This window comes from Paraburkholderia terrae (genome assembly GCF_002902925.1).
GTDB classification, from domain to species: domain Bacteria; phylum Pseudomonadota; class Gammaproteobacteria; order Burkholderiales; family Burkholderiaceae; genus Paraburkholderia; species Paraburkholderia terrae.
The window spans coordinates 2,328,732-2,354,936 of the sequence record NZ_CP026111.1 but is presented as its reverse complement, the minus strand read 5'-3'; the positions used below and the strand labels follow the sequence as shown (position 1 = coordinate 2,354,936).

The 26,205-nt window shown below is 61.9% G+C and carries 29 protein-coding genes; 13 read left to right on the top strand and 16 right to left on the bottom strand.

What is annotated here, in order from left to right:
- Positions 1 to 4: 4 nt before the first annotated feature.
- The gene (locus C2L65_RS10375) at positions 5 to 922 is read right to left on the bottom strand and encodes a dTDP-4-dehydrorhamnose reductase family protein (RefSeq protein WP_042311681.1); all 918 of its coding nucleotides are present in this window, start codon (positions 920 to 922) and stop codon (positions 5 to 7) included.
- A 13-nt stretch (positions 923 to 935) separates the two neighbouring features.
- Entirely contained in the window at positions 936 to 1,145 is a 210-nt protein-coding gene (locus C2L65_RS10370) for a heavy-metal-associated domain-containing protein (protein WP_042311679.1), read from the bottom strand.
- A gap of 134 nt (positions 1,146 to 1,279) precedes the next feature.
- Between C2L65_RS10370 and cueR the strand changes: the two genes are divergently transcribed.
- The 4 genes from cueR to C2L65_RS10350 all read left to right on the top strand — a co-directional run bounded on the left by cueR (position 1,280) and on the right by C2L65_RS10350 (position 3,881).
- A complete protein-coding gene (gene cueR / locus C2L65_RS10365; RefSeq protein WP_042311676.1) occupies positions 1,280 to 1,702 on the top strand; it encodes a Cu(I)-responsive transcriptional regulator in 423 nt (140 codons plus the stop codon).
- A gap of 285 nt (positions 1,703 to 1,987) precedes the next feature.
- Positions 1,988 to 2,134, top strand: coding sequence for a DUF3563 family protein (locus C2L65_RS10360; protein WP_007590397.1), 147 nt, complete (start codon positions 1,988 to 1,990; stop codon positions 2,132 to 2,134).
- Between the two features lie 202 nt (positions 2,135 to 2,336).
- A complete protein-coding gene (locus tag C2L65_RS10355) occupies positions 2,337 to 2,687 on the top strand; it encodes a hypothetical protein (protein ID WP_042311673.1) in 351 nt (116 codons plus the stop codon).
- A 159-nt stretch (positions 2,688 to 2,846) separates the two neighbouring features.
- Positions 2,847 to 3,881, top strand: a complete 1,035-nt coding sequence (locus C2L65_RS10350; RefSeq protein ID WP_042311669.1) for an ABC transporter substrate-binding protein — start codon at positions 2,847 to 2,849, stop codon at positions 3,879 to 3,881.
- Positions 3,882 to 3,914: 33 nt separating this feature from the next.
- Here C2L65_RS10350 and C2L65_RS10345 read toward each other — a convergent pair whose 3' ends face one another.
- Positions 3,915 to 4,760: a 23S rRNA (adenine(2030)-N(6))-methyltransferase RlmJ gene (locus C2L65_RS10345; protein ID WP_042311666.1), complete on the bottom strand. Its 846-nt coding sequence runs from the start codon at positions 4,758 to 4,760 to the stop codon at positions 3,915 to 3,917.
- Positions 4,761 to 5,018: 258 nt separating this feature from the next.
- Positions 5,019 to 5,990: a potassium channel beta subunit family protein gene (locus C2L65_RS10340; protein WP_042311664.1), complete on the bottom strand. Its 972-nt coding sequence runs from the start codon at positions 5,988 to 5,990 to the stop codon at positions 5,019 to 5,021.
- 215 nt (positions 5,991 to 6,205) lie between these two features.
- Between C2L65_RS10340 and C2L65_RS10335 the strand changes: the two genes are divergently transcribed.
- Together C2L65_RS10335 and C2L65_RS10330 are read left to right on the top strand one after the other, a co-directional pair.
- Positions 6,206 to 7,003, top strand: coding sequence for a 3-hydroxybutyrate dehydrogenase (locus C2L65_RS10335; RefSeq protein ID WP_042311661.1), 798 nt, complete (start codon positions 6,206 to 6,208; stop codon positions 7,001 to 7,003).
- A 37-nt stretch (positions 7,004 to 7,040) separates the two neighbouring features.
- Entirely contained in the window at positions 7,041 to 8,291 is a 1,251-nt protein-coding gene (locus C2L65_RS10330) for a DUF3734 domain-containing protein (RefSeq protein WP_042311659.1), read from the top strand.
- Between the two features lie 104 nt (positions 8,292 to 8,395).
- Here the strand turns inward: C2L65_RS10330 and C2L65_RS10325 are convergent, their stop codons facing one another.
- A complete protein-coding gene (locus C2L65_RS10325) occupies positions 8,396 to 9,595 on the bottom strand; it encodes an amino acid aminotransferase (protein WP_042311657.1) in 1,200 nt (399 codons plus the stop codon).
- 379 nt (positions 9,596 to 9,974) lie between these two features.
- Between C2L65_RS10325 and uvrB the strand changes: the two genes are divergently transcribed.
- The 6 genes from uvrB (at position 9,975) to C2L65_RS10295 (ending at position 16,192) form a co-directional block, all read left to right on the top strand.
- Positions 9,975 to 12,068, top strand: a complete 2,094-nt coding sequence (gene uvrB, locus C2L65_RS10320) for an excinuclease ABC subunit UvrB (RefSeq protein ID WP_042311655.1) — start codon at positions 9,975 to 9,977, stop codon at positions 12,066 to 12,068.
- A gap of 394 nt (positions 12,069 to 12,462) precedes the next feature.
- Positions 12,463 to 13,011, top strand: a complete 549-nt coding sequence (locus C2L65_RS10315; protein ID WP_042311653.1) for an iron transporter — start codon at positions 12,463 to 12,465, stop codon at positions 13,009 to 13,011.
- Between the two features lie 88 nt (positions 13,012 to 13,099).
- Positions 13,100 to 13,435, top strand: a complete 336-nt coding sequence (locus C2L65_RS10310; protein WP_007590415.1) for a cupredoxin domain-containing protein — start codon at positions 13,100 to 13,102, stop codon at positions 13,433 to 13,435.
- 63 nt (positions 13,436 to 13,498) lie between these two features.
- Positions 13,499 to 14,344 (top strand): FTR1 family iron permease, encoded by an 846-nt coding sequence (locus C2L65_RS10305; protein WP_042311651.1) that lies wholly within the window; start codon positions 13,499 to 13,501, stop codon positions 14,342 to 14,344.
- Positions 14,341 to 15,750: a 4Fe-4S binding protein gene (locus C2L65_RS10300; protein ID WP_042311649.1), complete on the top strand. Its 1,410-nt coding sequence runs from the start codon at positions 14,341 to 14,343 to the stop codon at positions 15,748 to 15,750. The genes C2L65_RS10305 and C2L65_RS10300 overlap by 4 nt, the downstream gene beginning before the upstream one ends.
- Before the next feature lie 34 nt (positions 15,751 to 15,784).
- Positions 15,785 to 16,192 (top strand): GlcG/HbpS family heme-binding protein, encoded by a 408-nt coding sequence (locus C2L65_RS10295; RefSeq protein WP_042311648.1) that lies wholly within the window; start codon positions 15,785 to 15,787, stop codon positions 16,190 to 16,192.
- A gap of 278 nt (positions 16,193 to 16,470) precedes the next feature.
- Here the strand turns inward: C2L65_RS10295 and hemP are convergent, their stop codons facing one another.
- The 4 genes from hemP to C2L65_RS10275 all read right to left on the bottom strand — a co-directional run bounded on the left by hemP (position 16,471) and on the right by C2L65_RS10275 (position 18,845).
- Positions 16,471 to 16,746, bottom strand: coding sequence for a hemin uptake protein HemP (gene hemP, locus C2L65_RS10290; RefSeq protein WP_042311645.1), 276 nt, complete (start codon positions 16,744 to 16,746; stop codon positions 16,471 to 16,473).
- Between the two features lie 144 nt (positions 16,747 to 16,890).
- A complete protein-coding gene (locus C2L65_RS10285) occupies positions 16,891 to 17,382 on the bottom strand; it encodes an SRPBCC family protein (protein WP_042311644.1) in 492 nt (163 codons plus the stop codon).
- A gap of 39 nt (positions 17,383 to 17,421) precedes the next feature.
- Entirely contained in the window at positions 17,422 to 17,820 is a 399-nt protein-coding gene (locus C2L65_RS10280) for an OsmC family protein (protein ID WP_007590427.1), read from the bottom strand.
- A gap of 152 nt (positions 17,821 to 17,972) precedes the next feature.
- Positions 17,973 to 18,845 (bottom strand): pirin family protein, encoded by an 873-nt coding sequence (locus tag C2L65_RS10275; protein WP_042311642.1) that lies wholly within the window; start codon positions 18,843 to 18,845, stop codon positions 17,973 to 17,975.
- A 122-nt stretch (positions 18,846 to 18,967) separates the two neighbouring features.
- Here C2L65_RS10275 and C2L65_RS10270 point away from each other — a divergent pair, with 122 nt between their 5' ends.
- Positions 18,968 to 19,948, top strand: coding sequence for a LysR family transcriptional regulator (locus C2L65_RS10270; RefSeq protein WP_042311639.1), 981 nt, complete (start codon positions 18,968 to 18,970; stop codon positions 19,946 to 19,948).
- A gap of 387 nt (positions 19,949 to 20,335) precedes the next feature.
- Here C2L65_RS10270 and C2L65_RS10265 read toward each other — a convergent pair whose 3' ends face one another.
- The 7 genes from C2L65_RS10265 to C2L65_RS10235 all read right to left on the bottom strand — a co-directional run bounded on the left by C2L65_RS10265 (position 20,336) and on the right by C2L65_RS10235 (position 26,183).
- The gene (locus C2L65_RS10265; RefSeq protein WP_007590433.1) at positions 20,336 to 20,755 is read right to left on the bottom strand and encodes an ExbD/TolR family protein; all 420 of its coding nucleotides are present in this window, start codon (positions 20,753 to 20,755) and stop codon (positions 20,336 to 20,338) included.
- A gap of 16 nt (positions 20,756 to 20,771) precedes the next feature.
- A complete protein-coding gene (locus C2L65_RS10260; protein ID WP_042311636.1) occupies positions 20,772 to 21,503 on the bottom strand; it encodes a MotA/TolQ/ExbB proton channel family protein in 732 nt (243 codons plus the stop codon).
- Positions 21,504 to 21,545: 42 nt separating this feature from the next.
- The gene (locus C2L65_RS10255) at positions 21,546 to 22,271 is read right to left on the bottom strand and encodes an energy transducer TonB (RefSeq protein ID WP_042311689.1); all 726 of its coding nucleotides are present in this window, start codon (positions 22,269 to 22,271) and stop codon (positions 21,546 to 21,548) included.
- A 252-nt stretch (positions 22,272 to 22,523) separates the two neighbouring features.
- Positions 22,524 to 22,760, bottom strand: a complete 237-nt coding sequence (locus C2L65_RS10250; protein WP_036004238.1) for a (2Fe-2S)-binding protein — start codon at positions 22,758 to 22,760, stop codon at positions 22,524 to 22,526.
- A gap of 239 nt (positions 22,761 to 22,999) precedes the next feature.
- Positions 23,000 to 23,893, bottom strand: a complete 894-nt coding sequence (gene murI, locus C2L65_RS10245; protein ID WP_407671680.1) for a glutamate racemase — start codon at positions 23,891 to 23,893, stop codon at positions 23,000 to 23,002.
- Between the two features lie 113 nt (positions 23,894 to 24,006).
- A complete protein-coding gene (bfr, locus tag C2L65_RS10240) occupies positions 24,007 to 24,486 on the bottom strand; it encodes a bacterioferritin (RefSeq protein ID WP_007590442.1) in 480 nt (159 codons plus the stop codon).
- Positions 24,487 to 24,659: 173 nt separating this feature from the next.
- Positions 24,660 to 26,183, bottom strand: a complete 1,524-nt coding sequence (locus C2L65_RS10235; RefSeq protein ID WP_036004247.1) for a fumarate hydratase — start codon at positions 26,181 to 26,183, stop codon at positions 24,660 to 24,662.
- Between the last annotated feature and the right edge of the window lie 22 nt (positions 26,184 to 26,205).

Here is a 26,205-nt window from a genome sequence, read left to right as displayed (position 1 = left end):
GCGGCTAACCGCGCCACGGAAATTGCGCGAGCACGTCGCGAATCGCCGTATCGAACGGCGTGCGCCGGCCGATGCCGAGCGTTTCGAGCCGCGTCGAATCGAGATGACAGTTGTGTGGGCGCGGCGTCGCGTCCGTCGGCGTGTGCTGTGGTGTCAGTTGCGCGTCGATCCGCAACGCGCTGGCGAGACGCTGCGCGATGTCGTACTTCGTCATCGGTTCGTCGCCGGACCACTGCACCGTGCCGCACACCGCTTCGTCGCGCGCGTGCCATTCCAGCAACTGACGCACGACGACGGCCACGTCGGGCGTATACGTCGGATAGCGGATCGCCCACGCGTCCATCACGGCGGCTTTCACTTCGGACGAAGCCGTGCGCGCCGCCGCGGCAATCGCGGGCACGAGGCTCGTGACAGCCGACTCTTGCCAGTCGACGATCGGTCCGAACAGCAGCGGCAAGCGCAACACGCAGCCGAGATCCGTCGATTCGGCGAGTGCCTGCTCACCCTCCAGTTTGCTGCGGCCGTAGGCGTTGATCGGCGACGGCGTGGCATCGTAGCGATAGGGCGGTTGCGTGCCGTCGAACACGTAGTCGGTGGAAATGGACAGCACCCACGCGCCGTGCCGCCGCGCCGCCGATGCGATCGCGCGCACGGCATCCACGTTCAGCGCACGCGCGAGCGCCGGATCGTGCTCGCACACATCCGGACGCCGCTCGGCTGCCGCGATGACGAGCGCGTCCGGCCGCTCGCGATCGACGAACTGCGCGACGGCGTCTGCATCGCGAATGTCGAGCGTGACGCTTTGCCCGAAGGGGCGGCTGAAGGTCGTCTTCACGAGCTGCCAGTCCGGCTGCTGCGCCAGTTCACCGACGATCGCGCGTCCCAGCAAACCCGATGCGCCAATAACGGCCACCTTGAACATGCGTGTTCCCCGCTCAGTTGCCGTCGACGCCGACGACCGTGTAGCCGGCGTCGTCGATGGCGGCCTTCAGCGTGTCGACGGACGCGCCCGACTGAACGGCGACCTTGCCCGCCGACAGGTCGACCTGAACCCGCGCGCCGGCGTCCTGTTCCTGGATGGCGCGCGTGACGGCGGCGACGCAATGCTGGCAGCTCATGCCTTCTACCTTGAATTCGATGCTCATGCTTTTCCTCTAGCTGGTAAGTCCTGCAACGGTTGAATTATGCCTGTCGATCGGCAACTACATGATTGACCTTCCCACTGTGGGAAGGTCAAGAATCATGCAACATATCGTGAAAGCAGAGTGGGGAACGAGCGATGAATATTGGTGAAGCGGCCCGTGCGTCGGGCGTGACGGCGAAAATGATCCGCTATTACGAGAGCGTCGGATTGCTCGCGGCGAAGGAGCGCACGCAGGCGGGATACCGGGTTTACGGAACGCAGGAAGTCCATTCGCTGCGCTTTATCCGTCAGGCGCGGCGCCTGGGGTTTCTGGTCGAGGATATTCGCAAGCTGCTTGCACTGTGGAACGACCGGTCGCGTGCGAGCGCGGAGGTGAAGTCGATTGCATTGGAGCATGTTGCCGAACTGAACCGCCGTATCGCCGAACTGACCGAGATGCGCGACACGCTCACGCATCTTGCCGACCATTGCCATGGCGACGACCGTCCGGATTGCCCGATTATCGAAAGCCTTGCTGCTGTGGGTGCGACGTCGGCTGCGCCGCATTGTCACGGGTAATGAAAAACAGTGACGCAGCGTTGTGAGTAATCACCGTCTGCGCACCAAGATGGTGCTAAAACGGTGCGTTGATTGAGCGATTTTTCGATAAATCTCGAAAAATTCACTGAGAATCAATGGTTTGACCAAGAAATTAACATGCACCATTCCAAAACGGAATGCACGTCATTCGTGCAATTCACTGGCAAGGTTGCACGAGAAGGCTATAATCCGGGTTAACCCTTCTACGGGAAATCCCTGATGCCCAACTCACCGGGGATTCTTAACTGATCCTTGGAGTTCATCATGTTTGCATTTGTAATCGAAAAGCTGAGCAACTGGTTTGAAACGGCTGAACGTACCCGTCGCGAGGCTTACCTCGCAGAATCGTCGGATATCGTCCAGCTCGAACAGCGTATCCGCGCGCTCGAAACCAGCGGCTACTCGCTGTAAGTCGTTCGCCCCGGCTCGCGCGGCAATAATGCGCCGCGAGCCCCGGTTGGAAGATCAAGCCCCGTCATGCGGGGCTTTGTCGCATCTGGAGCCAGTGGATTGCGCTACGCTGGTCGCTGGCGACTAGCTCAAATGCTTGTGCCGCGGTAAGGTATGATGTTTTCGCGATAACCGGCATTCCTACAAACATTCCGGGGCGCCCATGTTTTCAGACCACTCGATTTATCTGCTGCGATCCGCAGCGGCTGTCGTGCTGCTGGGGGCGGCATCGACGGCATTTGCCGCTTCGTCGACGAGCCGGCCGCCGCTGGTTCTCGACACGCAAGCCGGCATCAGCGACGGCCAGAGCGGCACTATCCTGACGACGGGGCCGCTGTCACACAGCCGCATCGTCGAGGCACAACCGATTGCCGCGCCCGAGGAACTTGCGCCCAACGGGGCGCCGCCTTACATCGTGGCGCCGTATATTCAGGTGCCGGGTGCCACGCAGGCTCCCTATCCCAATCCGCCGACGCCGCAGCCGCGTCCGCGATACGTGCCGCATTCGCAATAGTTCAGCCTGACGCGGCGACTCGTTTCATTATTCGGGTTTCGGCGCATGGCGCGTACTACGTCCTCAGACGACAATCGCTGCGCGATCATCGCTCGGGATGTGCATTCCACGCGTCCCACGCAGCGAGACGAACAATTCGAACAAAACAGGAGACAACGAATGCGCGACCTCTGGTTTAGTCGTGCCGCAAGTGTGTGCGCGGCGCTGCTGGCACTTGCGGCGCACCCTGCCATCGCGAAGGAAACGCCTGAAAAGCCAACGCTCACGATGGCGGTCGGCGGCCTGCCGGGTCTCTACTATCTCCCTGTGCTGACGGCCTCTCGACTGGGCTTCTTCAAGGACGAAGGACTGGACGTGACGCTCGAGGATTTCGCGGGCGGATCGAAGGCGCTCGAAGCGGTGGTGGGCGGCAGCGCAGACGTCGGCGCGGGCGCCTACGAGCATACGATCTTCATGGCGGCGAAAGGCCAGCACTACCGCGAGTTCGTGCTGATGGGCCGCGCACCGCAGATCGCCGTCGCGGTGACGAAAAGCAAAGCCGACACGCTGAAGTCGCTGGCTGATTTCAAAGGCGCGAAGGTGGGTGTGAGCGCGCCGGGTTCGTCGACCGATCTCGTGCTGACCGTCGCGTTGCGCAAGGCCGGCGTGCAACGCAGCGATATCTCGGTGATTGGCGTAGGTAGCGGCGCGACCGTGATATCCGCGGTGAGCAACGGACAGGTCGACGCGCTGTCGAATGTCGACCCGATGATGACGAAGCTGCAACGCTCGGGCGATATCAAGGTGCTGGTCGACACGCGCACCGTGAAGGGCACGCAGGAGGTGTTCGGCGGGACGATGCCTGCGGCGACGCTCTACGCATCGGACAGCTTCATACAGAAGAATCCGAAGACGACACAGGCGTTGGCGAATGCAATCGTGCGGGCGGATCGCTGGCTTCAGACGGCGAGCGATGACGACATCGTGAAGATGGTGCCGCCAGCCTATCTGCTCAACGACAAGGCGCTGTACATCGAGGCCTTCCACAACGTCCGTGAAGCCTATTCGCCCGATGGCCTGATGCCGGCCGACGGACCCCCCACGGCATTGCGCGCGCTTGCTTCATTCGATACGCGGCTCGATGCGTCGAAGGTCGATCTGAAGGCGACCTATACGAACGACTTCGCTCGCAAGGCGGCCGAGCAGGTCAAGTAGCCGCACACCCGTTGGGCCGGCCCATCGGGCCGCTCAATCGCCGCGATGCTCGACCTTGAACTGCGCGGCCTTGTCCTGGCCCAGCACCTCGACGAGCCACGGCAGCGTTTCCTTCAGCATCTTCGCCAGCGTGTAGGGCGGATTCAGAATGAACATGCCGCTGCCGAAGAGCCCAAAGCCGTCGGTAGGCGGGCTGCTGACGGTCAGCGAAACATGCAGCCAGTTCTTGTCCTGCAGCCGCTTCAACTGGTCGGGAAAGCGCTGCGATTCCGGTCGCGCGACTTGCGGATACCAGACGGCATACGTTCCCGTCGCAAACCGCTTCAGACTTTCTTCGACGCAATTCAGCGTGCGCCCGTAGTCGCGCTTGTCTTCATACGACGGATCGACGAGCACGAGCGCGCGACGCGGCGCCGGCGGCAGTAGCGGCTTGATGCCGTCGAACCCGTCGCCCGAGAAGAGCATCGCGCGACGGCCCGCGTCGCGGAAGTTGTGACGCAGCACGTCGATCTCGGTGCTGTGCAACTCGAACAGACGCATGCGGTCCTGCTCGCGCATCAGACGCCACGCGAGATAGGGCGAGCCCGGGTAGTAGCGCAATTCGCCATCGGCATTCAGCGCGGACACTTCATCGACATATTCCGCGAGCATGGGCGGCAAATCCTTGCGACTCCACAATTTCGCAATGCCCGTTTCGAACTCCCCGGTCTTGGTCGCGTAGCCTTCCTTCAGCGAATAGACACCTGCGCCCGCGTGCGTGTCGATGTACCAGTACGACTTGTCCTTTTGTCCGAGGTAGCGCAGCAACTGCACGACGACAGCGTGTTTCAGGACGTCGGCGTGATTGCCTGCGTGGAAAGCGTGGCGGTAACTGAGCATGGCAATGAAGGCGCTAGTGAAGAAGCGAATTACGCGGTCGCCGTGCGGGACGAATGCCGATGAAAACGCTGCGCAAAGCGCATTGCCTCGGCTTTCGGCCGCGCGGCCGCAGAGTCAAACGTTGGGGCTGCGTATTGTACGCGAGGTGCGCGAGCGGCCCGACCCGCCCGCCGCCGTCCGTTTGTCGCCAACTCGCCGCCCATTCGCCGCGACAGGCCGCATGCATCACTCGTACGGCCCGCGCAGCGTCTCCAACGATCACTGATAAGCGTCGCCGACGATCGCTTCGATCTTCTCCTTGAGTTCCGGCGTAATCTGCGCGGCTACGTCCTGCGCCTTCATGTTTTCCGCGATCTGCTCGACACGCGACGCGCCAGTGATGATCGTGCTGACGTTCGGATTCGTCAGGATCCACGCGAGCGCCAGTTGCCCGATGGTGCAGCCGAGTTCGTCCGCGACCTCTCCAAGCTTGCCGACTACGCTGTTCTTGCCGGAGTCGGTCAGCTCCTTGCGCAGCCAGTCGTAGCCCTGCAGTTCCGCGCGGCTGCCGGCCGGCACGCCGTTGCGATACTTGCCCGTAAGCAGACCGGAAGCGAGCGGGCTCCAGGTCGTAAGGCCGAGACCGATGTCTTCGTAAAGCCGGCGATACTCCTGCTCGACTCGCTTGCGATGGAACAGGTTGTATTGCGGCTGCTCCATCACGGGCTTGTGCAGATGATGCCGCTCGGCGATCTCGTATGCCGCGCGAATTTCATCGGCGCTCCATTCGGACGTGCCCCAGTAGAGTGCCTTGCCGCGCGTAATCATGTCGCTCATCGCCCACACGGTTTCTTCGACGGGCGTGTTCGGGTCAGGACGATGACAGAACACGAGATCGACATAATCGAGCTGTAGGCGCTTGAGCGAGTGATCGATCGCATTCAGCAGATACTTGCGATTGAGCGTGTGGTACTGGTTGGGCGCTTCGTTGAGCCCCCAGAAGAACTTGGTCGAGACGATGTAGCTCACGCGCGGCCAGTTCAGTTCTTTCAGCGCTTCGCCCATGATCTGCTCGGACTTGCCGCCCGCGTAGACTTCGGCGTTGTCGAAGAAATTCACGCCCGCGTCGCGCGCGGCCGCCAGCGATTCCCGCGCGGCGCGCCGGTCCACCTGATTGCCGTAAGTCACCCATGAGCCAATGGACAGCTCGCTGACTTGCAGGCCGGAACGGCCGAGACGTCGGTAGTTCATCCAGATCTCCTTTTGTGAATGTCGTAGCCGGAACCCCACACATTAATCCGAATCGGGAAGACGTGCCTTTGGGTGTGTAGTTCGCGTAGCTTCATGCACAATAGCGGAGTCGGCCGCAGTGCAACAATAGACCGGACGGCATATGCCATTCGGCCAGCTTTACGATGGCTGCGCGCCATGTTGTCATTGCTCAATCAACTGCATGGAGGTTCTGGATGTCGTCATCTCACGATAGTCTGAAAGGCAAGGTTGCCGTCGTCACGGGCGCGGCGAGCGGCATCGGCAAGCAGATCGCGTTGACGCTCTCGGCGGCGGGCGCGGCCGTCGCGATTGCGGACCTGAACCAGGACGGCGCGAACGCCGTCGCCGAAGAGATCAACAAGGCGGGCGGCAAGGCGCTCGGCGTCGCGATGGACGTCACGAACGAAGACGCCGTCAATCAGGGCATCGACAAGGTCGCGGCCGAACTCGGCTCAGTAGATATCCTGATTTCAAACGCCGGCATTCAGATCGTTAATCCGATCGAGAACTATTCGTTCTCGGACTGGAAGAAGATGCAGGCCATCCACGTCGACGGCGCCTTCCTCACCACGAAAGCCGCGCTCAAGCACATGTACAAGGACGATCGCGGCGGCATCGTGATCTACATGGGCTCCGTACACTCGCACGAAGCGTCGCCGCTGAAGTCGGCTTACGTGACGGCCAAGCATGCGCTGCTCGGCCTTTCGCGTGTGCTCGCGAAGGAAGGCGCGAAACATAACGTGCGCTCGCATGTCGTATGTCCGGGCTTTGTGCGTACACCGCTCGTCGACAAGCAGATTCCCGAGCAGTCCAAGGAACTGGGCATCAGCGAGGAAGAAGTGGTCAAGCGCGTGATGCTCGGCGGCACGGTGGACGGCATCTTCACCACGGTCGAAGATGTCGCGCAGACGGTGCTGTTCCTGTCGTCGTTCCCGACGGCCGCGCTCACGGGGCAATCGTTCATCGTAAGCCACGGCTGGTATATGCAATGAACGCGCAATAAACGCGTAATAAGCGAGGAGGGTGATGATGGCGCAACGCGATTCACAACGGAGTGTGAAGCGGGCACGCGCCGGCGGTGCCGGCGCGGGAGAAAGCGAGCAGGCGGGCGCGGCGCCCAGCGTTCGCGCCAGTCATCACGCGGCGCTGCCTCAGTACGAGACCGTCGCGCTGATGCTGCAAGGCGGCGGCGCGCTGGGCGCGTATCAGGCTGGCGTGTATCAGGGGCTCGACGAGGCGGGCATTCTGCCCAACTGGTTAGCGGGCATTTCAATTGGCGCGCTGAACACGGCGATCATTGCGGGCAATGCGCCCGAGCATCGCGTCGAGAAACTGCGCGAGTTCTGGGAGACCATCTGCCAGCCGGCCTATGGTCCGCCCATGCCGCCTGCCCTCGAACAGGCCTTCTTCAATTCAAACGACACGGTGCGCAAGGCGTTCACTGCGATGCAGGCAGTCGGCGCGCTCGTCGACGGGCAGAAGGGCTTTTTCACGCCGCGTTTTCCACCGCCGTTGCCCGCCGTTTCTGTTCCGCCGCAACTCGCGAGCTATTACGACACGACGCCGCTCAAGGCGACGCTAGAGCGGCTATGCGATTTCGACCGGATCAACTCGAAGGAAGTGCATGTTTCGGTTGGCGCCGTGAATGTACACACGGGCAACTTCGCCTATTTCGACAATACCCATAAGACGCTGAGGCCGGAGCATTTCATGGCGTCGGGTGCGTTGCCACCGGGCTTCGGAGCCGTCGAAATCGACGGCGAGTATTACTGGGACGGCGGGCTGATGTCGAACACGCCGCTGTACGAGGTCGCGCAAGCCAGTCCGCGCCGCGATACGCTCGCGTTTCAGGTCGACTTGTGGAGCGCGCTGGGCCCCGTGCCGGACAACATCACGGATGTCCAAGGCCGGATGAAGGACATTCAGTATTCGAGTCGCACGCGCCTCGTCACGGACACGATGCAGCGCACGCAGCGCTTTCGGCATGTGCTGCGCGAAGTGCTCGATCGCGTGTCGCCTGAGCACCGCAATGATCCATGGTGCAAGCTTGCCGAAGAGCTATCGTGCTCGAAGCGCTACAACATCGTTCATCTGATCTACGGCAACAAGGAATACGAAGGGCACTACAAGGACTTTCAGTTCGGCTTGTCGACGATGCGCCAGCATTGGGACAGCGGCCTCGAAGACATCCGCAATTCGCTTGCGCAGCCGGGCTGGCTCGATATGCCCGACAACGATGCAGCCTTCGTCACGCACGACATTCACCGCGACTTGCGGTGAGCGCGTTCCTCACGTCTACGGCATGAAAAAAGGCGCTCGAAACGAGCGCCTTTTCAATTGCAAGCAGTATGAGACGACGCTTCGCGCCGTCTCGCTCGCAATGGTTACTTCAGGACAGCGGCAACCGCGTTAGCCACCACGTCCAGGTTGCGCGTGTTCAGCGCGGCCACGCAGATACGGCCCGTGCTGACAGCATAGATGCCGAACTCTTCGCGCAGGCGGTCCACTTGGGGAGCCGTCAGACCCGAGTACGAGAACATGCCGCGTTGCGCGTTGACGAAGCTGAAGTCGCGGTCGATGCCCGCGGCCTTCAGGCGCTCGACGAGACCATTGCGCATCGCGCGAATGCGGTCGCGCATTTCGCCCAGTTCCGTTTCCCACGTCGCGCGCAGTTCCGGCGAGCCGAGCACGGCTGCGACGACGGCGCCGCCATGCGTCGGCGGGTTCGAGTAGTTCGTGCGGATCACGCGCTTGAGTTGCGACAGCACGCGCGCCGCTTCTTCCTTGCTGCCCGTGATGATCGACAGCGCGCCGACGCGCTCGCCATACAGCGAGAACGACTTCGAGAACGACGACGACACGAACACGTTCAGTTCCGATTGCGCGAACAGGCGCACCGCGGCTGCGTCGGCGTCGATGCCGTCGCCGAAGCCTTGATACGCGATGTCGAGGAACGGCACGAGCGAGCGCGTCTTCACGACTTCGACCACCTGCTTCCACTGGTCGACCGTCAGATCGACGCCCGTGGGGTTGTGGCAGCACGCGTGCAGCACGACGACCGTGCCCGGCTCGTAGCTGTTGAGCGCCGACAGCATGCCTTCGAAGTTCACGCCTTGCGACTTCGCGTCGTAGTACGGATACGAGACGACTTCGAAGCCCGCGCTTTCGAACAGCGCGCGGTGGTTTTCCCAGCTCGGATCGCTGATCGCGACCTTCGATGCCGGATTGACGCGCTTCAGGAAGTCCGCGCCGATCTTCAGCGCGCCCGTGCCGCCCAGCGCCTGTGCCGTGACGACACGGCCAGCGGCGATCAGCGGCGAATCGTTGCCGAGCAGCAGTTTCTGCACGGCTGCGTCATAGACGCCGATACCTTCGATGGGCAGATAGCCACGCGGCAGTGCCGCTTCGATGCGTGCCTTTTCTGCTTCACGCACAGCGCGCAGCAGAGGAATCTTGCCTTCTTCATTGGTATACACGCCAACGCCAAGATTGACCTTGGTGGTACGCGTATCTGCGTTGAAAGCTTCGTTCAGGCCCAGGATCGGGTCGCGGGGAGCGAGTTCGACAGCGGAGAACAGAGACATGATGATTCGGCAGTAGTGAAAAGAGGGACGACTTCGGATGCTGCTAGGAACCGTATGCACCGTATGGCGACCGGGTTCGGCAATTGCGGCGGAAAGTCCTGGTGCAGGTTCCGGCGACGCTTTCGACCGACGGTCGCGCTGGCGCGCAACGTGCCATTGTAACGAATCTCGCCGGGGTTTTTGACATCGGCGCGGCCCGCGAGCGGATTAATTTGCAATGAAAACAGCGATCTGGCGATGTTTTCATGCCGCGTTCGCATCAATCCGGGCGCAACAGCGGACGTGCGCCGGCTGCGTCCTGGGCGTCCGGCGAGGCGTCAGCCCGCCTGTTCGCAAAACGCTAGAATAGTCGTTTGCTCCCGGCCGAGGTGCCGCTTCCATGTCCGAACATCATCTGAGTGAAGTCCACGACGCTCTCGACGAATCCAAATTCGTGACGTTCGAGGGCTCCCCGTTCCGGCTCTATCAACCGTATCCGCCCGCAGGCGACCAGCCGACGGCCATCGACACGCTCGTCGAAGGCGTCGAGGACGGTCTGTCGTTCCAGACGCTGCTCGGCGTGACGGGCTCCGGCAAGACCTACACGATGGCGAACACGATCGCGCGGCTGGGCCGGCCGGCCATCGTCTTCGCGCCGAACAAGACGCTCGCCGCGCAGCTGTACTCTGAGTTTCGCGAGTTTTTTCCGCGCAACGCCGTCGAATACTTCGTCTCGTACTACGACTATTACCAGCCGGAAGCGTACGTTCCGCAGCGCGATCTGTTCATCGAAAAGGACTCGTCGATCAACGAGCACATCGAGCAGATGCGTCTGTCCGCGACCAAGAGCCTGATGGAACGGCGCGACGTCGTGATCGTCGCAACCGTATCGGCGATCTACGGTATCGGGAACCCGTCGGAATATCACCAGATGATTCTGACGCTGCGTACGGGCGACAAGATGGGGCAGCGCGACATCATCGCGCGTCTGATCGCGATGCAGTACAACCGCAATGAAGCCGACTTCGCGCGCGGTTCATTCCGCGTGCGCGGTGACACGATCGATATTTTCCCCGCCGAGCATGCGGAAATGGCGGTGCGCGTCGAGTTGTTCGACGACGAAATCGATACGTTGCAGCTCTTCGATCCGCTCACGGGCCGCGTGCGTCAGAAGATTCCGCGTTTCACTGTCTATCCGTCGTCGCACTATGTGACGCCGCGTGAGACGGTCATGCGCGCCGTCGAGACGATCAAGTCCGAGCTACGCGACCGGCTCGAATTCTTCTACGGCGATGGCAAGCTCGTCGAAGCGCAACGGCTTGAGCAGCGCACGCGCTTCGATCTGGAAATGTTGCAGGAACTGGGTTTCTGCAAGGGCATCGAGAACTACTCGCGGCATTTCTCGGGCGCCGCGCCCGGCGAGCCGCCGCCGACGCTGGTCGACTATCTGCCCGCCGACGCGATGATGTTCCTCGACGAATCGCACGTGCTGATCGGCCAGTTGAACGGCATGTACAACGGCGACCGCGCGCGCAAGGAAAATCTCGTCGACTACGGATTCCGGCTGCCGTCCGCGCTCGACAACCGGCCGCTCAAGTTCAACGAGTTCGAGCGCAAGATGCGCCAGGTCGTGTTCGTGTCGGCGACGCCCGCCGACTACGAGAAGAAGACGGCGGGGCAGGTGGCCGAGCAGGTCGTGCGCCCAACAGGCCTCGTCGATCCGGAAATCGAGGTGCGACCGGCGCGCACGCAGGTCGACGACGTGCTGGCCGAGATCAACGAGCGCGTGAAGGCCGGCGACCGCGTGCTCGTTACGGTGCTGACCAAGCGCATGGCCGAGCAACTGACGGAGTTTCTCGCCGATCACGGCGTGAAGGTGCGCTATCTGCACAGCGACATCGACACTGTCGAGCGCGTCGAAATCATTCGTGACCTGCGCCTGGGCACCTTCGACGTGCTGGTCGGGATCAACTTGCTGCGCGAAGGGCTGGACATTCCCGAAGTGTCGCTCGTCGCGATTCTCGATGCCGATAAGGAAGGTTTCCTGCGCGCCGAGCGCTCACTGATCCAGACCATCGGCCGGGCCGCGCGTAACGTAAACGGCAAGGCGATTCTCTACGCGGACAAGACTACGGATTCAATGAAGCGCGCGATCGACGAAACCGAGCGGCGGCGCGCGAAGCAGATCGCGTTCAACACGGAGCGGGGCATCGTGCCGCGCGGCGTGGTGAAGCGGATCAAGGACATTATCGACGGCGTCTACAACGTCGACGAAGCGCGCGCCGAGCTGAAGGAGCAGCAGGTTCGTGCGAAGTTCGAAGACATGTCCGAAAAGCAGATCTCCAAGGAGATCAAGCGGCTTGAGAAGCAGATGATGGAGCACGCGAAAAATCTCGAATTCGAAAAAGCGGCTCAGATGCGCGACCAACTTGCGTTGCTGCGCGAGCGGGTGTTCGGCGCGAATGTCGGCGATCATCTGACGGGCACGGACTAGCTTCCGTCTACGTTTCCGTCGTTGCGGAAAGGCTACGAGGCGCGGCGCTTTGCCGCCGCGCACGTCGCGCCATGTCTCACTCGCTGTTCAGCCGCAATGCCATCGGAGCGCCTTGCCGCAAACACCACGAAAACTGCGCTTAAGCTTCGCGTAAGACCCTGTCGCAGCAAGGCTTTCGACGCTTTCGCATTTGTTTCTCCCTCCGAACAGTGATAAACTGGTTCAAGTATTGAGAATGGTTCGCATTACCGTTCGTTACTGCTTTCGCACTTGCGTTGGCGCATCGGACAATTCGCGAAAGACGTGAAGACCACGCGCTTGCGAGACCTCTTCAACGCGCCTTTCCGAGTTCGGCTTTTCGTTGCTTCAGTCTAAAAAAACCAAAGGAGTTTCAATGCGCGTTTCGTCAATCTTGAGCGGCGGAGTAGCTGCCCTCGCTGCCGTTGCCGCGATGTCGGCGTCGGCCGCTGAATATCCGATCGGCAAGCAGCAGATCCGCGGCGGGATGGAAGTTGGCGCCGTCTATCTGCAACCGATCACGATGGACCCGGAAGGCATGATGCGCAAGGCGTCGGATTCCGACGTGCATCTGGAGGCCGACATCCATGCAGTCAAGAAGAATCCGACTGGCTTCGCAGAAGGCGACTGGATGCCTTATCTGCAAGTTCACTACGAACTGACGAAGCCGGGTTCGAGCTACGACCAGAAGGGCGACCTGATGGCGATGGTTGCCGACGACGGTCCGCACTACGGCGACAACGTCAAGCTCGCTGGTCCGGGCAAGTATCACCTGAAGCTGATCGTGGAACCGCCGATGCAGGAAGGCCACATGGCGTTCGGCCGTCACGTCGACAAGGAAACGGGCGTGGGCCCGTGGTTCAAGCCGTTCACGCTCGAATACGACTTCACGTTTGCGGGCATCGGCAAGAAGGGCGGTTACTGATCGGTATCGATCGCATCGCGATCCCTGATGCCGCGACGAGCGGCAATGAGCGGCGCGTGAGAGCGCGCCGCATTTTTAGGAAGGGTGCATGAGAGTCAATCAGAAGCTTGCCGTTCTCGCGATGGCGGCATCGTTCTTCGGCGTGGCGCACGCCGCCGAGGAAGCCGTGACGTTCAAGCTCGAAATGACGGACGGCAAGCTGACGCCGGCGCGTATCGAAGTGCCTGCGGGCAAGCGCATCCGGATCGAAGTGAAGAACACGGGTAAGGGCGCGGCGGAATTCGAAAGCGTCGAACTGCGCAAGGAAAAGGTTCTGGCGCCGGGCGCCGAATCGGTGGTCGTGATCGCTCCGCTCGATCCCGGCACCTACAAGTTCTTTGATGATTTCCATCAGCAGGCGCAGGGCGTGATCGTCGCCAAATGACGTCGCGGCAGCACGAGCCGTAACACGGACGCGCGGCGTCCACTGAAGTGGTTGGAGGTTTCGATGGGTCAGGTAGTGTTCATCGTTTGGCGAGAAAGCGTCGAGGCGCTGCTCGTCGTCGGCATTCTGTACGCGTGGCTGAAGAATGGCGACGAACAGGCGCGTCACGGTCTGCCGTATCTGTGGGCGGGCGTGGCAGCAGGCATTCTGGCCGCGATCGGCCTGGGCGCCGCGCTGGTCGGCTTCACCGAGGTGCTGTCGGGCGATGCGCAGGATTATTTCCAGACCGCGATGGTGCTGGTCGCCTGCGTGCTGATCGTGCAGATGGTGATCTGGATGAAGTCGCACGGGCGCACGCTCAAACGCGACATGGAACAGTCGCTAAAGAAGAGCACGCAGAGCGCGAACTGGTGGGGCGTTGCCGTGCTCGTGGCGCTGGCGATCGCACGCGAGGGCAGCGAGACGGTGATCTTTCTGTACGGCCTCGGCTTCGGCCAGTCGGGCCACGTCGGCATGGACCAGATTCTTGCTGTGCTGCTGGGCCTCGGTCTCGCATTCGTCACGTTCTACCTGCTGCAACTGGGCGGCAAGATCTTCTCGTGGCGGCTGTTCTTCCGCGTCACGGAAATCATGCTGCTGTTCCTCGGCGCTGGTCTGTTCCAGACGGGCGTCGACAAGCTGATCGACAAGGAAATCCTGCCGACCATCGCTGACCGCATATGGAACACGTCGATGATTCTCGACGACTCCAGCACGTTCGGCTCGCTGGTCGCGACGCTGACGGGTTATCGCGCGCATCCCGCGTTGATGAACCTGATCACGTACGCGCTGTACTGGGTCGTCGTGTGGTATCTGATCCGCCGTTCGAAGCGCGTTCCCGCGCAACAGACGGCAGGGCGCGCGGCATGACGACGGCAGTCGCAAATCGCCGCAGCCGGCTTGCAGAAGCCGGCAACTGGATGCAGCGCCACGGCGCTGCCATCCGCGGTATTCAGTGGGTCGTCGTTGCCGTCTACGCTTTCCTGATTCTCGTGCCCGCGTTCACCGAACTGCCGGGCGACACCGCGCATCTATGGAACAACCTGACGCTCGCGGCGCAGTTCGTTTTCTGGGGCATCTGGTGGCCGTTCGTGCTGCTGTCGATGGTGATGCTCGGACGCGTCTGGTGCGGCGTGCTGTGTCCCGAAGGCGCGCTCGCGGAGTTCGCGAGCAAATACGGACGAGGCTGGGCGATCCCGCGCTGGATGCGCTGGGGCGGTTGGCCTTTCGTCGCCTTCGGTTTGACGACGATCTACGGCCAGATGGTCAGCGTCTATCAGTATCCAAAAGCGGTCTTGCTGGTGTTAGGCGGATCGACCTTTGCCGCGATGATCATCGGGTTGCTATACGGTCGAGAGAAGCGCGTCTGGTGTAAATACCTGTGCCCCGTCAACGGGGTTTTTTCGCTTTTGGCGCGCCTCGCGCCGTTCCACTACAAAGTCGACGAAGACGCGTGGCGCCGGTCGTACAAGGAAGGCGAACACGGTCACCGCGTGATCCCAATCAATTGCGCGCCGCTCGTGCCGTTGCGCAAGATGGAGGGCGCCTCTGCCTGCCATATGTGCGGCCGCTGCAGCGGGCATCGTGACGCGATCAAGTTGACGTGGCGCAAGCCGTCGACGGAAGTGGTGAACCTCGGCGACAAGCAGGCGAGCGCCTGGGACACCGCGCTGATCCTCTACGGCCTGCTCGGCATCGCAATCGGCGCCTTTCACTGGACGGGCTCGCCGTGGTTCATCGACATCAAGCAGTCGCTCGCGACATGGCTCGTCGATAACGACATCATGTGGCCGCTCGACACGAACGCGCCGTGGTTCCTGTTCACGCATTATCCGGAACAGAACGACGTGTTCTCGTGGCTCGACGGCACGATGATCATCGCCTACATCCTCGCGACGGGCGTGGTCTACGGCACGGTGCTGCTCGCGTTGCTGGCGGGCGCGACGCGCACGCTGGGACGCTTCGACATGACGCGCCTGCATCATCTTGCGCAAGCGCTGATTCCGATTGCGGGCACGGGCGTGTTCCTCGGCCTGTCGGCGACGACGTTGTCGCTGCTGAAGGCCGAGCACGTGCCGCTCGACTGGGCGTCGGACGTGCGCATCGCGATTCTCGTGATCGCGAATGCGTGGAGCGCGTGGCTCGCGTGGCTCGTGACGCGCCGCTACACGGCGCGGGTTTTCCAGCGCGCGCTGTCGGTGGTATGGTTCATGGCAGCACTGGCCGTCGTCGATAGCGCGTGGTGGCTGATGTTCTGGTACTGGCCGGCACATTGATCGGCGGCGCGCCGCGTACCCGAGCGAGGCGCCTGTGAGAACCAAACCCGTATTGACCGACGAAGACGTCAGCAAGATGGCCGCCGCAGCGCAAGCGCATGCGGCGGCGAATCACTGGACCGTGACGATCGCGATTCTCGACGACGGCGGTCATCTCCTTCACCTCCACCGAATGGATGGCGCGGCGCCCGGCACGGTCGACATGGCGACCGCGAAAGGGCGCACGGCTGCGCTCGGGCGCCGCGAAACCAAGGTCTACGAAGACATCATCAAGCAGGGGCGCATCGCGTTTCTGAGTGCGCCGCTCGCCGCGTTCGTGGAAGGCGGCGTGCCTATCGTCGTGGAAGGCGAGACGGTGGGCGCGATCGGCGTGTCGGGCGTGAAATCGGAGCAGGATACGGCGATTGCACGCGCGGGCATTGCCACGCTCGAATTGCACTGACGGTTCCGCGCGGACCGCAAAAGACAAAAGCCGTGCAGATGTTGTCATCTGCACGGCTTCGCTTCTGTCGTTCATAAACGTTGCGCGATTCATAAGCGCACACGTCGCGGTGAGAACCAAAAAAAGCGGCCTGGCTTGCTTCGACGGCTGGCTTGGTGTCTGCACGAAGGGGTCTAGATCTCGCGTGCAAGCCGTCGTGGCTGGCTAGTGCCCAACACCTCTCTGGGAGGTGGTCCCCACAATACCCTGTACTAAAACAATCTTTACTGCGGCATTCGTTACTTCGTCAGAATCAGTTTGCCCAGTCGCGTTGCGCGCAACTGATACGTCTCACCGTTGTGCATGATGCTCACATGGCTGCGGCCCTGAAGCAGCGCATCGCTGCGCAGCACGCGCTCGGATGTTTCTGCCGCAGCCGGCGCTGCGTCATTGCCGTTGGCCGCATGGCGTTCCGCAGGCGCCGTCGTCACGGATTTGGCGGGACGACTGGTCGTCAGTGCCGCTGCCGCGGGGCGGCGCAGGCTAAGCGTGGAAGAGCGTGTCATGTTCGTCATGCTTGCCGTTGGTATTCGTCGATTCGTTAGATTGATTCTAAATGATAACCATTCCCATTTACAAGGTTTCCAAATTAATCGGTTTGACGTTTCGATAGGCGAGGGGATTTTGCGCCGCCTGAAGGCTTTGGCGGCGCGCGGGATTTAGTGCAACTGGTCAGGCGTATTGCGCGCGCTGACGTACTGGCGGATCAGGCGGACTGTATCGATGTCCGACTCGCGATAGGCCGATTTCACGATCTCTTCCGTTTGATGCGCGTCCGGGTCGACGTTTTCGTCGGCGGACGGCAGGCTCGTCCTGTACTCGAAGCGCAGGAAGAGTTGCAACTCGTCGGGCTGCTCGATGGTCATCGTCAGCGAGCCGCCGACGTAATCGGCCGTCGCGCTGATGTCGTAGCGCACGCTTTTTTGCGGCGTGAGCGTGACGTGATCGCGCACGGTTGCATGACCGTAGTGCAGCTCGCGCTCCATGGTGCTTTCCGTGCGCGACAGGATCGCGCAGCTGTCGAGGCCCATCACGAACAGCTGCGGCTGCTCCGCGCGCAGCACGAGCCCTTCCCACAGCTGTTCGCGCGTCAGCGATTCGACGAGCGGGTTGAGCGGATCGTTGATCTGAATGAGATGTTCGAAGTTCAAGACGACAGCTTCCTCTTAAAGCTCAATATTCACGCAATGTCACGCAACGGCCAGGCCCGTGCGGATCGAGATCGGATTGCTCAGGATCTTATGCACGGGACATGCATTGGCTATTTGCAGGAGTCGTTCCTGCTGTTCGTCCGACAGATTGCCCGTCAGGACGATCTGGCGGTCGATCGCCGTGCCGTCGCCTTCTTTTTGCATCGACAGTGTCACGCGCACTTCTTCGAGCGGCCAGCCTTTACGCTGCGCGTACATCTTCAGCGTAATCGACGTGCATGCGCCGAGGCTCGACAGCAGCAGGGAGTTCGGCGTCGGGCCACGATCGCCGCCGCCCAGCGACTCGGGCTCGTCGGCGAGCCATGTGTGTGTGCCATCGTCGAACAGCACCTGGAAATCCGTCGAGCCGATGTGTGCCGTGACCTTCGTGTCTGCCATGCGCGCTCCTGTGCGGGACGTTGAGTTGGAACGTTCAATTGGAACAATAGCGCCGCGCGACGCATGACGCGGCGCGCGGCTCGAACCGCTATTGTGAACGAATTTTCTGCGATTCGCGGTTGAGTGCCTGCCGCGAAAAGCCGTATGGACGACTAGTGCGTGATCTGTCCCATGCGGCCGGCCTGATAGTCGATGACAGCCTGACGGATTTCGTCTTCCGTATTCATCACGAACGGGCCGTAACGGACGACAGGCTCGTTCAGCGGCACGCCGCCGAACAGCAGCACGTCGAGCGGTTCAGTGCCGGCGGCGATCGTCACGGTGTCGCCGTCGTTGTCGAACACGATCATCTGCTGCGCGTCGATTTCGAGCCGCTCGTCGCTATACAGGCCTTTTCCCGACAGCCCGTAAGCGAACACGCGATAGTCGCGCGGCACGGGATGCACCAGCTGCGCGCCAGGCTGCAGCGTGAAATGCTGATAGAGGATCGGCGTGCGCGTTTCGATCGCGGCCTTCACGCCGAGCGCCTCGCCGGCAATCACTTTCACGCGCACCTTGCCGTCGGCGGACGTCGCGACGGGAATCCCAGCCGACGGCATTTCCTGATAACGCGGCGCGATCATCTTGTCGCGCTTGGGCAAGTTCACCCACAGCTGCAGGCCATGCACGCGGCCGCCTGTCGCGATGAAAGAAGGATCGGGCATTTCGCTATGCACGACACCCGCGCCCGCCGTCATCCATTGCACATCGCCCGCGCGCAGCGTGCCCGAGTGGCCCGCCGAATCCTTGTGACCAAACTGCCCTTCGAGCACGTACGTGACCGTCTCGAAGCCGCGATGCGGATGATCTGGCGCGCCTTTGGCCTCGCCGGGCGCGTAGTCGATGGGACCCATTTCGTCGAGCAGCAGAAACGGGTCGAAATCCATCAGCATGCGGGTCGGAAACGGGCGGTGGACGACGAAACCGCCGCCTTCAACCGTGCGTACGGAAGGATACGTGCGTTCGATCGTGCGGGTCGCGCTCATCAAAATCACCTCGAAAATTGGGGAATAGCGTTATTTCTGAAACATAGGGCTATTATATGGACCGTTTTGGGCCGTGATAGGCCGTCTATCGCAATGGATTGTTCTGCTAGTGAAACGATGACATGAAGATCGATTCGCATAACCTGAATGACCTGATGTACTTTTCGCAGGTCGTCGAGCACGGTGGGTTCTCCGCCGCTGAGCGCGTGCTCGGCATTTCGAAGTCGCGCCTGTCGCGCCGGCTGACGGAGCTGGAGGCGTCGCTGGGCGTGCGTCTCTTGCAGCGCTCGACGCGCAAGCTCGCGCTGACGGAAGCAGGGCAACTGTTCTACCAGCACTGTCAGGCGATGCTCTCCGAGGCGCAGGCGGCCGTCAACGTCGTGCAGCAGTTGCGCTCGTCGCCGCGCGGCACGGTGCGCGTGAGCGTCCCCGTGACGATCTCGCAGACCATCATGTCGCAGATCATGCCGGAGTTCATGCACCGTTTTCCGGAAGTGCGGGTCGTGATGCGCGTGACGAATCGCGTGGTCGATCTGTTCGAGGATTCGATCGACGTCGCGCTGCGCGTGCGCTCGGAGCCGCCCGAAAACGCGAATATCGTCGTGCGGCCGTTGTGGCGCACGCAGCAGATGCTGGTCGGCGCGCCGAGCCTCCTGAGCCAGAACGCGCCGCCCCTCGAGCCCGCGGACCTGAAGCGCTTCGAAACGCTCGATACGCCCACAGGCGACGGCCGCCACGTCTACAACCTGATCGCACCCGACGGCACGCGCCACGCGCACGACCATGAGCCGCGCCTCGTCACCGCCGACCTGATGATGATCCTGGAAGCGGCGCTCGCGGGCGTCGGCATCGCGGCGCTGCCGGAAATGATGTACGGCGCTGCGCTGCGCAGTGGCCGCCTGTCGCCCGTGATGGCGGGATGGACGCTGCCGTCACCGCAGCTGTACGCCGTCTTTCTGTCGCGACAGGGCATGGTGCCCGCCGTGCGGACCTTCGTCGACTATCTCGTCGAGATGCTCGATCCCGACGTCGGCAAGCATATTCAGCAGGAATGCCCGGAGCGCGACGCGAAAAATCTGCGGCTGAAAGCGGCTGTTGCATGACCCGCCAGGCGCGTACTTTCACGCACACGCAGGAAGTGAAATACCTTTTCGCCATGCAAGCGCGGCCGGCGATGGATACTTTCAATGGCCGCGGGCTTGAATGGAAAAGCCCACGGGCTTATATTGAAATCCCTTCGCTAAGGAGTGTCCTATGCGAAAAATCACGGCCGCTTTGATAGCGAGCCTGATAGGGCTGACAGCGTTGTCCGTGTCGACCACGGCTTTCGCATGTGGTGATCAGGTCCAAAGCACAAGCAATGGTAAATGATCCCACCGCCCGAAGGCGCCGAGTGCGCATGAAAAAAGGCCTTCATCCGACGATGAAGGCCTTTTACTTTTAGCCCTCGAAAAACAGGGCTTTGGTTCGAACGGAAGAGGGCGGCGCGTTTACTTGGCCTTCGGTTCCGTGACGAAACCGATCTTCGTCAGGCCGCCCGCCTGGGCCGCCGACATCACCTGCGCGACTTTTTCATACGCGACCTTGCGGTCCGCGCTCAGATGCAGTTCCGGTTGCGGCTCCTGCTGCGCAGCAGCGGCGATCTTCGCCTGTAGCATGTCGTCGGAGATCTTCTGTTCGTCCCACATCAGGTTGCCGTCGGCGTCGATCGCAATCGTCACCTGCGCGGGTTTCGTGTCTTCCTTCTGGCTACTCGCGTGCGGCAGATCGATCTTCACCGCATGGCGGATCACGGGGATCGTCACCATGAACACGATCAGGAGAACCAGCATGACGTCGACGAGCGGCGTCATGTTGATTTCATTCATGAGGCCGTCGTCATCGTCGCCGGCGAAAGGGCTCATTGCCATCGCTATGTCTCGCTATTTAGTTGGCGCGGGTCGCGAGCCGAAGACCGTCCCCGCGTTTCGACGACGACAGGCGGGCGCCCGTCACGAAGAACGCATGGAGGCCGTGTGCAAAGCGGCTCAGCTTGCTGACGATGCCCTTGTTGGCACGCGTCAGCGCGTTGTAGCCGAGCACGGCGGGAATTGCGACGAACAGACCGAAGGCCGTCATGATGAGCGCTTCGCCGACCGGGCCGGCGACCTGATCGATCGATGATTGACCCGCTGCGCCGATCGACAGCAGCGCGTGATAAATACCCCACACCGTGCCGAACAGGCCGACGAACGGCGCCGTGCTGCCGATCGACGCCAGCACCGCAAGGCCGCTCTGCATACGCGCGACGCTTTCGTCCATCGTGTCTTTCAGGCAGCGCGTGACCCAGTCCGACACGTCCATACGGTCGTGCAGATGCGGCTGCGTCTGATGATGGTGATCAGCGGCTTCCTGGCCCGACAGCGCGAGCGCGAGGAACGGGTTCTCAGCCGGCGACGACGTGTCGCGGCCGAGCTTCTTCATGCCGTCGGCGAAATCGTCCGAATGCCAGAATGCCTTTTCGGCGTTCTTCGTCAGGCGGTTCAGGCGCATCACGTTCCAGCTCTTGACGACGATCACGCTCCACGACAGCACCGACATGATCAGCAACGCCACCGCGATGCCGCGTGTGACGAAATCCCCTTGTGCCCAGACGTGGGCAATACCGTAGTTCTGCATGGCAATTCCTTTTTCTTTGAAATTCTGGTCAGCTGATCAAGGTCAATTGTTCAGGCTGAAGTCGAACGGCTGGACGGCGGGCACGCGAGTCGGCTCGCCGTCCACCAGATACGGTTTGCACGAGCTGGAGCGAATCGCGTCGAGCGCGGCCTGATCCAGGCGATCGGAGCCGCTGCTCTTCTTCAGTTCGATGTTTTCGATCCGGCCCGACGCCGACAGAATGAACTGCACGACCGCGCGGCCCGTTTCGCCGCGGCGGCGCGACATCGCCGGATAAGTCGGCTCGACGATGCTGCAGTTCAGATGCGACGCGTCCTTGGGCGCGGTGATCGACATCACCGTTTTCGCCGCGGGAGCGGCCGGCGCGGGTGCAGCAGGTGCCGGCGGCGCGGGCGGAGCCGGCTCGGGCGCGCTGATTTCGTGCTGCGACGGCGCTTGCGCGACGGGCATCGGAGTCGGCGTGGGCTTCGGAGTCGGGCGCGGCTGCACCTTCGGCTTGACCTTCTGGATGGGCACGGGCTTCGGCGGCGGCGGGGCCGATTCGATCGCGACAGGCGCAGCGGCAGGGGCCGGCGGCGGCAGCAGCTCCGCTGTGATCGTACGCGGCGTTTCGACCGGCAACGGTGTGACCGTACGCACCGTGAACGCAATAGCGAGCGCGATGACGTGAAGTCCGATGACGATCCCCGTCACCGTGGCGATACGCGGGTTGATGCGGGCGGAAGCGTCCGGCGCGAAGCCGGTTGGGAGAGAAGGCGTGGCCTGCATGGTTAGCGTGGCGGCGCGCCGGCAATGCAGCACGTCATGCAAAACAGCGTCATGTTCGGAATATCAGCAACGAAATACAAACGGTGGTCAGAAAACCGATCAGCAATTCCATCTCGAACTCCTCGAAGAATGGCGTCGCTGGCTGGTGTCGGACTGGCTTGCTGACGGCGGAAACGAATGAATTACAGCGCCCGATAATGGCACGCTTTTCGAAGCACTTTCTTGAAATGCGTCAAAGGCCGGGAATGGACTTCAGGCGGCCTTGCGTTCGTAGAACGTCAGCGGCGCCGTTTGTGTGTGATGCTCGACGCCACAGCGGCTCGCGCAGACGCCGCTTTGCGCCATCACGTCCCGAACGGACTCCTCGCACTTGCCGCAGCACATGGCGACGCCTAGCTCGAACTGAAGCTCGTCGAATGAATCGACGCCTTCGGCGATCGTTGCACGGATTTTCCGGTCGGACACTGACTTGCACACGCAGACAATCATGACAGCTCGCGATAGCTAACGTTAATGCGAATTATTATCATTTTGTTTGGTCGGTTTGGCAAGCCTCCCAGGCAAAATTTTGTAACAAAACCAGCCTGTTAGAAGGGTTTCGTCCGGCGCCGCGCGATCGTTCAAGTGGCGGTGGGGCGTTGTGGGGGCGGGTTTCCGTCGCTCGGCGGCGTATTTGATGCGGTGGCGACGCATGGAAACCGTCGGCGGGACGGCATCGTCCGCCAGCCTCAGGCGGCGTGCGAATCCGGCGTGATCGTACGGCGCGACGGAATATGCACGCGCTCGACGGGCGCATCGATGTCGAGCAGCGTCGCCGCGAGCTGTTTGAGGTGCGCGCCGTCGCTGGTCGAGCAGAACCGCGGCTGCGGCACGGCGTCGCGCGCAGGCGAACGCAGCCCTTGCTGGTCGAGCACGCGCTCCAGTTGCCGGGCGATCGCGACGCTCGTGTCGATCAGCGTCAGCCGGTCACCGGCGATATCGCGGATCGCCGCATCGAGAAACGGGTAGTGCGTGCAGCCGAGCACCAGCGTATCGGCGCCGGCGTCGAGCATCGGCTGAAGGTAGCTTTCGATCAGCGCGCGCAATTCGGGCGAGCCGATGTCACAGCGCTCGACCGCCTCCACGAGGCCGTGGCCCGGCTGGCACAGAAAACGGCAGTCACTGGCGTAGCGTTCGAGCAACCCTTGGAAGCGGGCGCTGCGCAGCGTCACGCGGGTCGCCAGCACGCCCGCCACGCGCGATTTCGACTGCAACGCCGCGGGCTTCACGCCCGGTTCGACGCCGATCAACTGGATAGGCAATTTTTCGCGCACCAGCGCGATCGACTGCGCGGTCGCCGTGTTGCACGCGACCACCAGCGCCTTCGCGCCCTGCGCGACGAGCCATTCGCCGATCGCAAGCGTGCGGTCGGCGATGAAATCGTCGTCGCGCTCACCGTAGGGCGCATAGAGCGAATCCGCGACGTAGATCAGCGCTTCGTCCGGCAATTGCGAGCGGACCGCGCGCAGCACCGACAATCCACCGAGACCCGAGTCGAAAATGCCGACGGGCGCGCGCGGATCGAGCGAGGTGAGGGGCGGAATCGAAGCGGAAGTAGCGGAGGCGGGGGACGAAGCGGTCATGGTTTCGACGGAAGCCATATAAGAGAATCCGCGCAGCGCGTGTGAACGAACGTTGCGCGGATCGGACCGCAGAAGTGTATCAGGAGTGGGGACGCTCCCAGTTGGGTGTCGTCTTATTCTTCCTGCGAGCCCATTGCCGACTGCTGGTAGTTCTGGATGCCGACCTTGTCGATCAGGTCGATCTGCGTTTCGAGCCAGTCGATATGTTCTTCGGTGTCGTCGAGAATCGTCGTGAAGATTTCGCGCGAGATGAAATCACGCACCGACTCGCAATAAGCGATGGCTTCCTTGCACGTACCCTGCGAGATGGTTTCGAGCTTCAAATCGCATTCGAGAATTTCTTTGGTTTCTTCGCCGATCAGCAGCTTGTGCAGATCCTGGAGATTCGGCAGGCCATCGAGCATGAAAATGCGTTCGATCAGCAAGTCGGCGTGCTTCATTTCACCGATCGATTCGTCGTACTCATGCTTGCCCAGCTTCTCGAGACCCCAGTGCTTGTACATCCGCGCGTGCAGGAAATACTGGTTGATTGCGGTCAGTTCGTTCTTCAACTGGGCGTTCAGATATTCGATGACTTTTTTATCGCCTTGCATGACGTTTCCTCTTCAAGAGCTGGGTTTTCCAACAACAATAAACGTCTGAAAACTAAAAGCCAAGGACGAATATGGTTGTTGAGAATCATTCACGCAATTTAATTTGTATTTCGCGTGAATAATAAAAAAGCCGGGACTATAACGTCCCGGCTTCGGTAAAACAAAGAAAATCGTTAAGCAGTGGCGACGGGAATCTTACCGATCTTCGCTTGCCATTCCTTCGGTCCCGTTTGATGAACCGACGTGCCGTTCGAATCGACGGCGACCGTCACGGGCATGTCCTGCACGTCGAATTCATAGATGGCTTCCATGCCGAGATCTTCGAACGCGAGCACCTTCGCGCTACGGATCGCCTTCGACACGAGATACGCCGCGCCACCCACAGCCATCAGATACGCCGCCTTGTGCTTCTTGATCGCTTCGATCGCGACGGGGCCGCGCTCGGCCTTGCCGATCATCGAGATCAGGCCGGTTTGCGCGAGCATCGTCTCCGTGAACTTGTCCATGCGCGTCGCGGTGGTCGGGCCTGCCGGGCCGACCGCTTCGTCGCGGACAGGGTCGACGGGGCCGACGTAATAGATCACGCGGTTGGTGAAATCGACGGGCAGCTTTTCGCCCTTCGCGAGCATGTCGGCGATGCGCTTGTGCGCGGCGTCACGGCCCGTCAACATCTTGCCCGACAGCAGCAGCGTCTGGCCCGGCTTCCACGATGCGACCTGTTCCGGCGTCAGCGTGTTCAGGTCGACGCGCTGGCTCTTCTCGGTGTCCGGTTCCCACTGCACCTTCGGCCATGCGTCGAGCGACGGCGCTTCGAGCTTCGCGACGCCCGTGCCGTCCAGCGTGAAGTGCGCGTGACGCGTGGCCGCGCAGTTCGGAATGATCGCGATCGGCTTCGATGCCGCGTGCGTCGGTGCGGCCATGATCTTCACGTCGAGCACCGTCGCGAGGCCGCCCAGGCCCTGCGCGCCGATGCCGAGCGCGTTGACCTTCTCGTGCAGTTCGACGCGCAGTTCTTCGATCCAGTCCTGCGGGCCGCGCGCGATGACGTCCTGAATGTCGATCGGGTCCATCAGCGATTCCTTCGCCATCAGCATCGCCTTCTCAGCCGTGCCGCCGATACCGATGCCGAGCATGCCGGGCGGGCACCAGCCAGCGCCCATGGTCGGCACGGTCTTCAGGATCCAGTCGACGATCGAATCCGACGGGTTCAGCATCGCGAACTTCGACTTGTTCTCCGAGCCGCCGCCCTTGGCCGCCACCTGCACGTCGACCTTGTCGCCCGGCACGATCTCGTAGTGGATCACGGCGGGCGTGTTGTCCTTCGTGTTCTTGCGCGCGCCTTCGGGCGGGCTCACGATCGATGCGCGCAGCACGTTGTCCGGGTTCAGGTAACCGCGGCGCACGCCCTCGTTGATCATGTCGGTGACGGACATCGTCGCGCCGTCCCAGCGCACGTCCATCCCGACCTTCACGAACACCGTGACGATGCCCGTGTCCTGGCAGATCGGGCGCTTGCCTTCGGCGCACATGCGGCTGTTCGTCAGGATCTGCGCAATCGCGTCCTTCGCAGCCGGACTCTCTTCGAGCTCGTACGCGCGGCCAAGCGCTTCGATGTAGTCGAGCGGATGGTAGTAGCTGATGTACTGCAGCGAGTCCGCAATACTCTGGATCAGGTCTTCCTGTTTGATGACGGTCATGGCTAGGCTCAGTGGGGCAGTG

Excerpts from the sequence above, each read along its gene's own strand:
- C2L65_RS10305 (WP_042311651.1), top strand. The coding sequence starts at position 13,499 with ATGGGTCAGGTAGTGTTCATCGTTTGGCGAGAAAGCGTCGAGGCGCTG.
- C2L65_RS10340 (WP_042311664.1), bottom strand. The coding sequence starts at position 5,990 with ATGAACTACCGACGTCTCGGCCGTTCCGGCCTGCAAGTCAGCGAGCTG.
- C2L65_RS10260 (WP_042311636.1), bottom strand. The coding sequence starts at position 21,503 with ATGCAGAACTACGGTATTGCCCACGTCTGGGCACAAGGGGATTTCGTC.
- C2L65_RS10250 (WP_036004238.1), bottom strand. The coding sequence starts at position 22,760 with ATGATTGTCTGCGTGTGCAAGTCAGTGTCCGACCGGAAAATCCGTGCA.
- hemP (WP_042311645.1), bottom strand. The coding sequence starts at position 16,746 with ATGACGAACATGACACGCTCTTCCACGCTTAGCCTGCGCCGCCCCGCG.
- C2L65_RS10310 (WP_007590415.1), top strand. The coding sequence starts at position 13,100 with ATGAGAGTCAATCAGAAGCTTGCCGTTCTCGCGATGGCGGCATCGTTC.
- C2L65_RS10345 (WP_042311666.1), bottom strand. The coding sequence starts at position 4,760 with ATGCTCAGTTACCGCCACGCTTTCCACGCAGGCAATCACGCCGACGTC.
- uvrB (WP_042311655.1), top strand. The coding sequence starts at position 9,975 with ATGTCCGAACATCATCTGAGTGAAGTCCACGACGCTCTCGACGAATCC.
- murI (WP_407671680.1), bottom strand. The coding sequence starts at position 23,893 with ATGACCGCTTCGTCCCCCGCCTCCGCTACTTCCGCTTCGATTCCGCCC.
- C2L65_RS10350 (WP_042311669.1), top strand. The coding sequence starts at position 2,847 with ATGCGCGACCTCTGGTTTAGTCGTGCCGCAAGTGTGTGCGCGGCGCTG.
- C2L65_RS10370 (WP_042311679.1), bottom strand. The coding sequence starts at position 1,145 with ATGAGCATCGAATTCAAGGTAGAAGGCATGAGCTGCCAGCATTGCGTC.
- C2L65_RS10360 (WP_007590397.1), top strand. The coding sequence starts at position 1,988 with ATGTTTGCATTTGTAATCGAAAAGCTGAGCAACTGGTTTGAAACGGCT.
- C2L65_RS10265 (WP_007590433.1), bottom strand. The coding sequence starts at position 20,755 with ATGGCAATGAGCCCTTTCGCCGGCGACGATGACGACGGCCTCATGAAT.
- C2L65_RS10315 (WP_042311653.1), top strand. The coding sequence starts at position 12,463 with ATGCGCGTTTCGTCAATCTTGAGCGGCGGAGTAGCTGCCCTCGCTGCC.
- C2L65_RS10270 (WP_042311639.1), top strand. The coding sequence starts at position 18,968 with ATGAAGATCGATTCGCATAACCTGAATGACCTGATGTACTTTTCGCAG.
- C2L65_RS10330 (WP_042311659.1), top strand. The coding sequence starts at position 7,041 with ATGGCGCAACGCGATTCACAACGGAGTGTGAAGCGGGCACGCGCCGGC.
- C2L65_RS10300 (WP_042311649.1), top strand. The coding sequence starts at position 14,341 with ATGACGACGGCAGTCGCAAATCGCCGCAGCCGGCTTGCAGAAGCCGGC.
- C2L65_RS10355 (WP_042311673.1), top strand. The coding sequence starts at position 2,337 with ATGTTTTCAGACCACTCGATTTATCTGCTGCGATCCGCAGCGGCTGTC.
- C2L65_RS10280 (WP_007590427.1), bottom strand. The coding sequence starts at position 17,820 with ATGGCAGACACGAAGGTCACGGCACACATCGGCTCGACGGATTTCCAG.
- C2L65_RS10235 (WP_036004247.1), bottom strand. The coding sequence starts at position 26,183 with ATGACCGTCATCAAACAGGAAGACCTGATCCAGAGTATTGCGGACTCG.
- C2L65_RS10375 (WP_042311681.1), bottom strand. The coding sequence starts at position 922 with ATGTTCAAGGTGGCCGTTATTGGCGCATCGGGTTTGCTGGGACGCGCG.
- C2L65_RS10325 (WP_042311657.1), bottom strand. The coding sequence starts at position 9,595 with ATGTCTCTGTTCTCCGCTGTCGAACTCGCTCCCCGCGACCCGATCCTG.
- C2L65_RS10255 (WP_042311689.1), bottom strand. The coding sequence starts at position 22,271 with ATGCAGGCCACGCCTTCTCTCCCAACCGGCTTCGCGCCGGACGCTTCC.
- C2L65_RS10275 (WP_042311642.1), bottom strand. The coding sequence starts at position 18,845 with ATGAGCGCGACCCGCACGATCGAACGCACGTATCCTTCCGTACGCACG.
- cueR (WP_042311676.1), top strand. The coding sequence starts at position 1,280 with ATGAATATTGGTGAAGCGGCCCGTGCGTCGGGCGTGACGGCGAAAATG.
- bfr (WP_007590442.1), bottom strand. The coding sequence starts at position 24,486 with ATGCAAGGCGATAAAAAAGTCATCGAATATCTGAACGCCCAGTTGAAG.
- C2L65_RS10335 (WP_042311661.1), top strand. The coding sequence starts at position 6,206 with ATGTCGTCATCTCACGATAGTCTGAAAGGCAAGGTTGCCGTCGTCACG.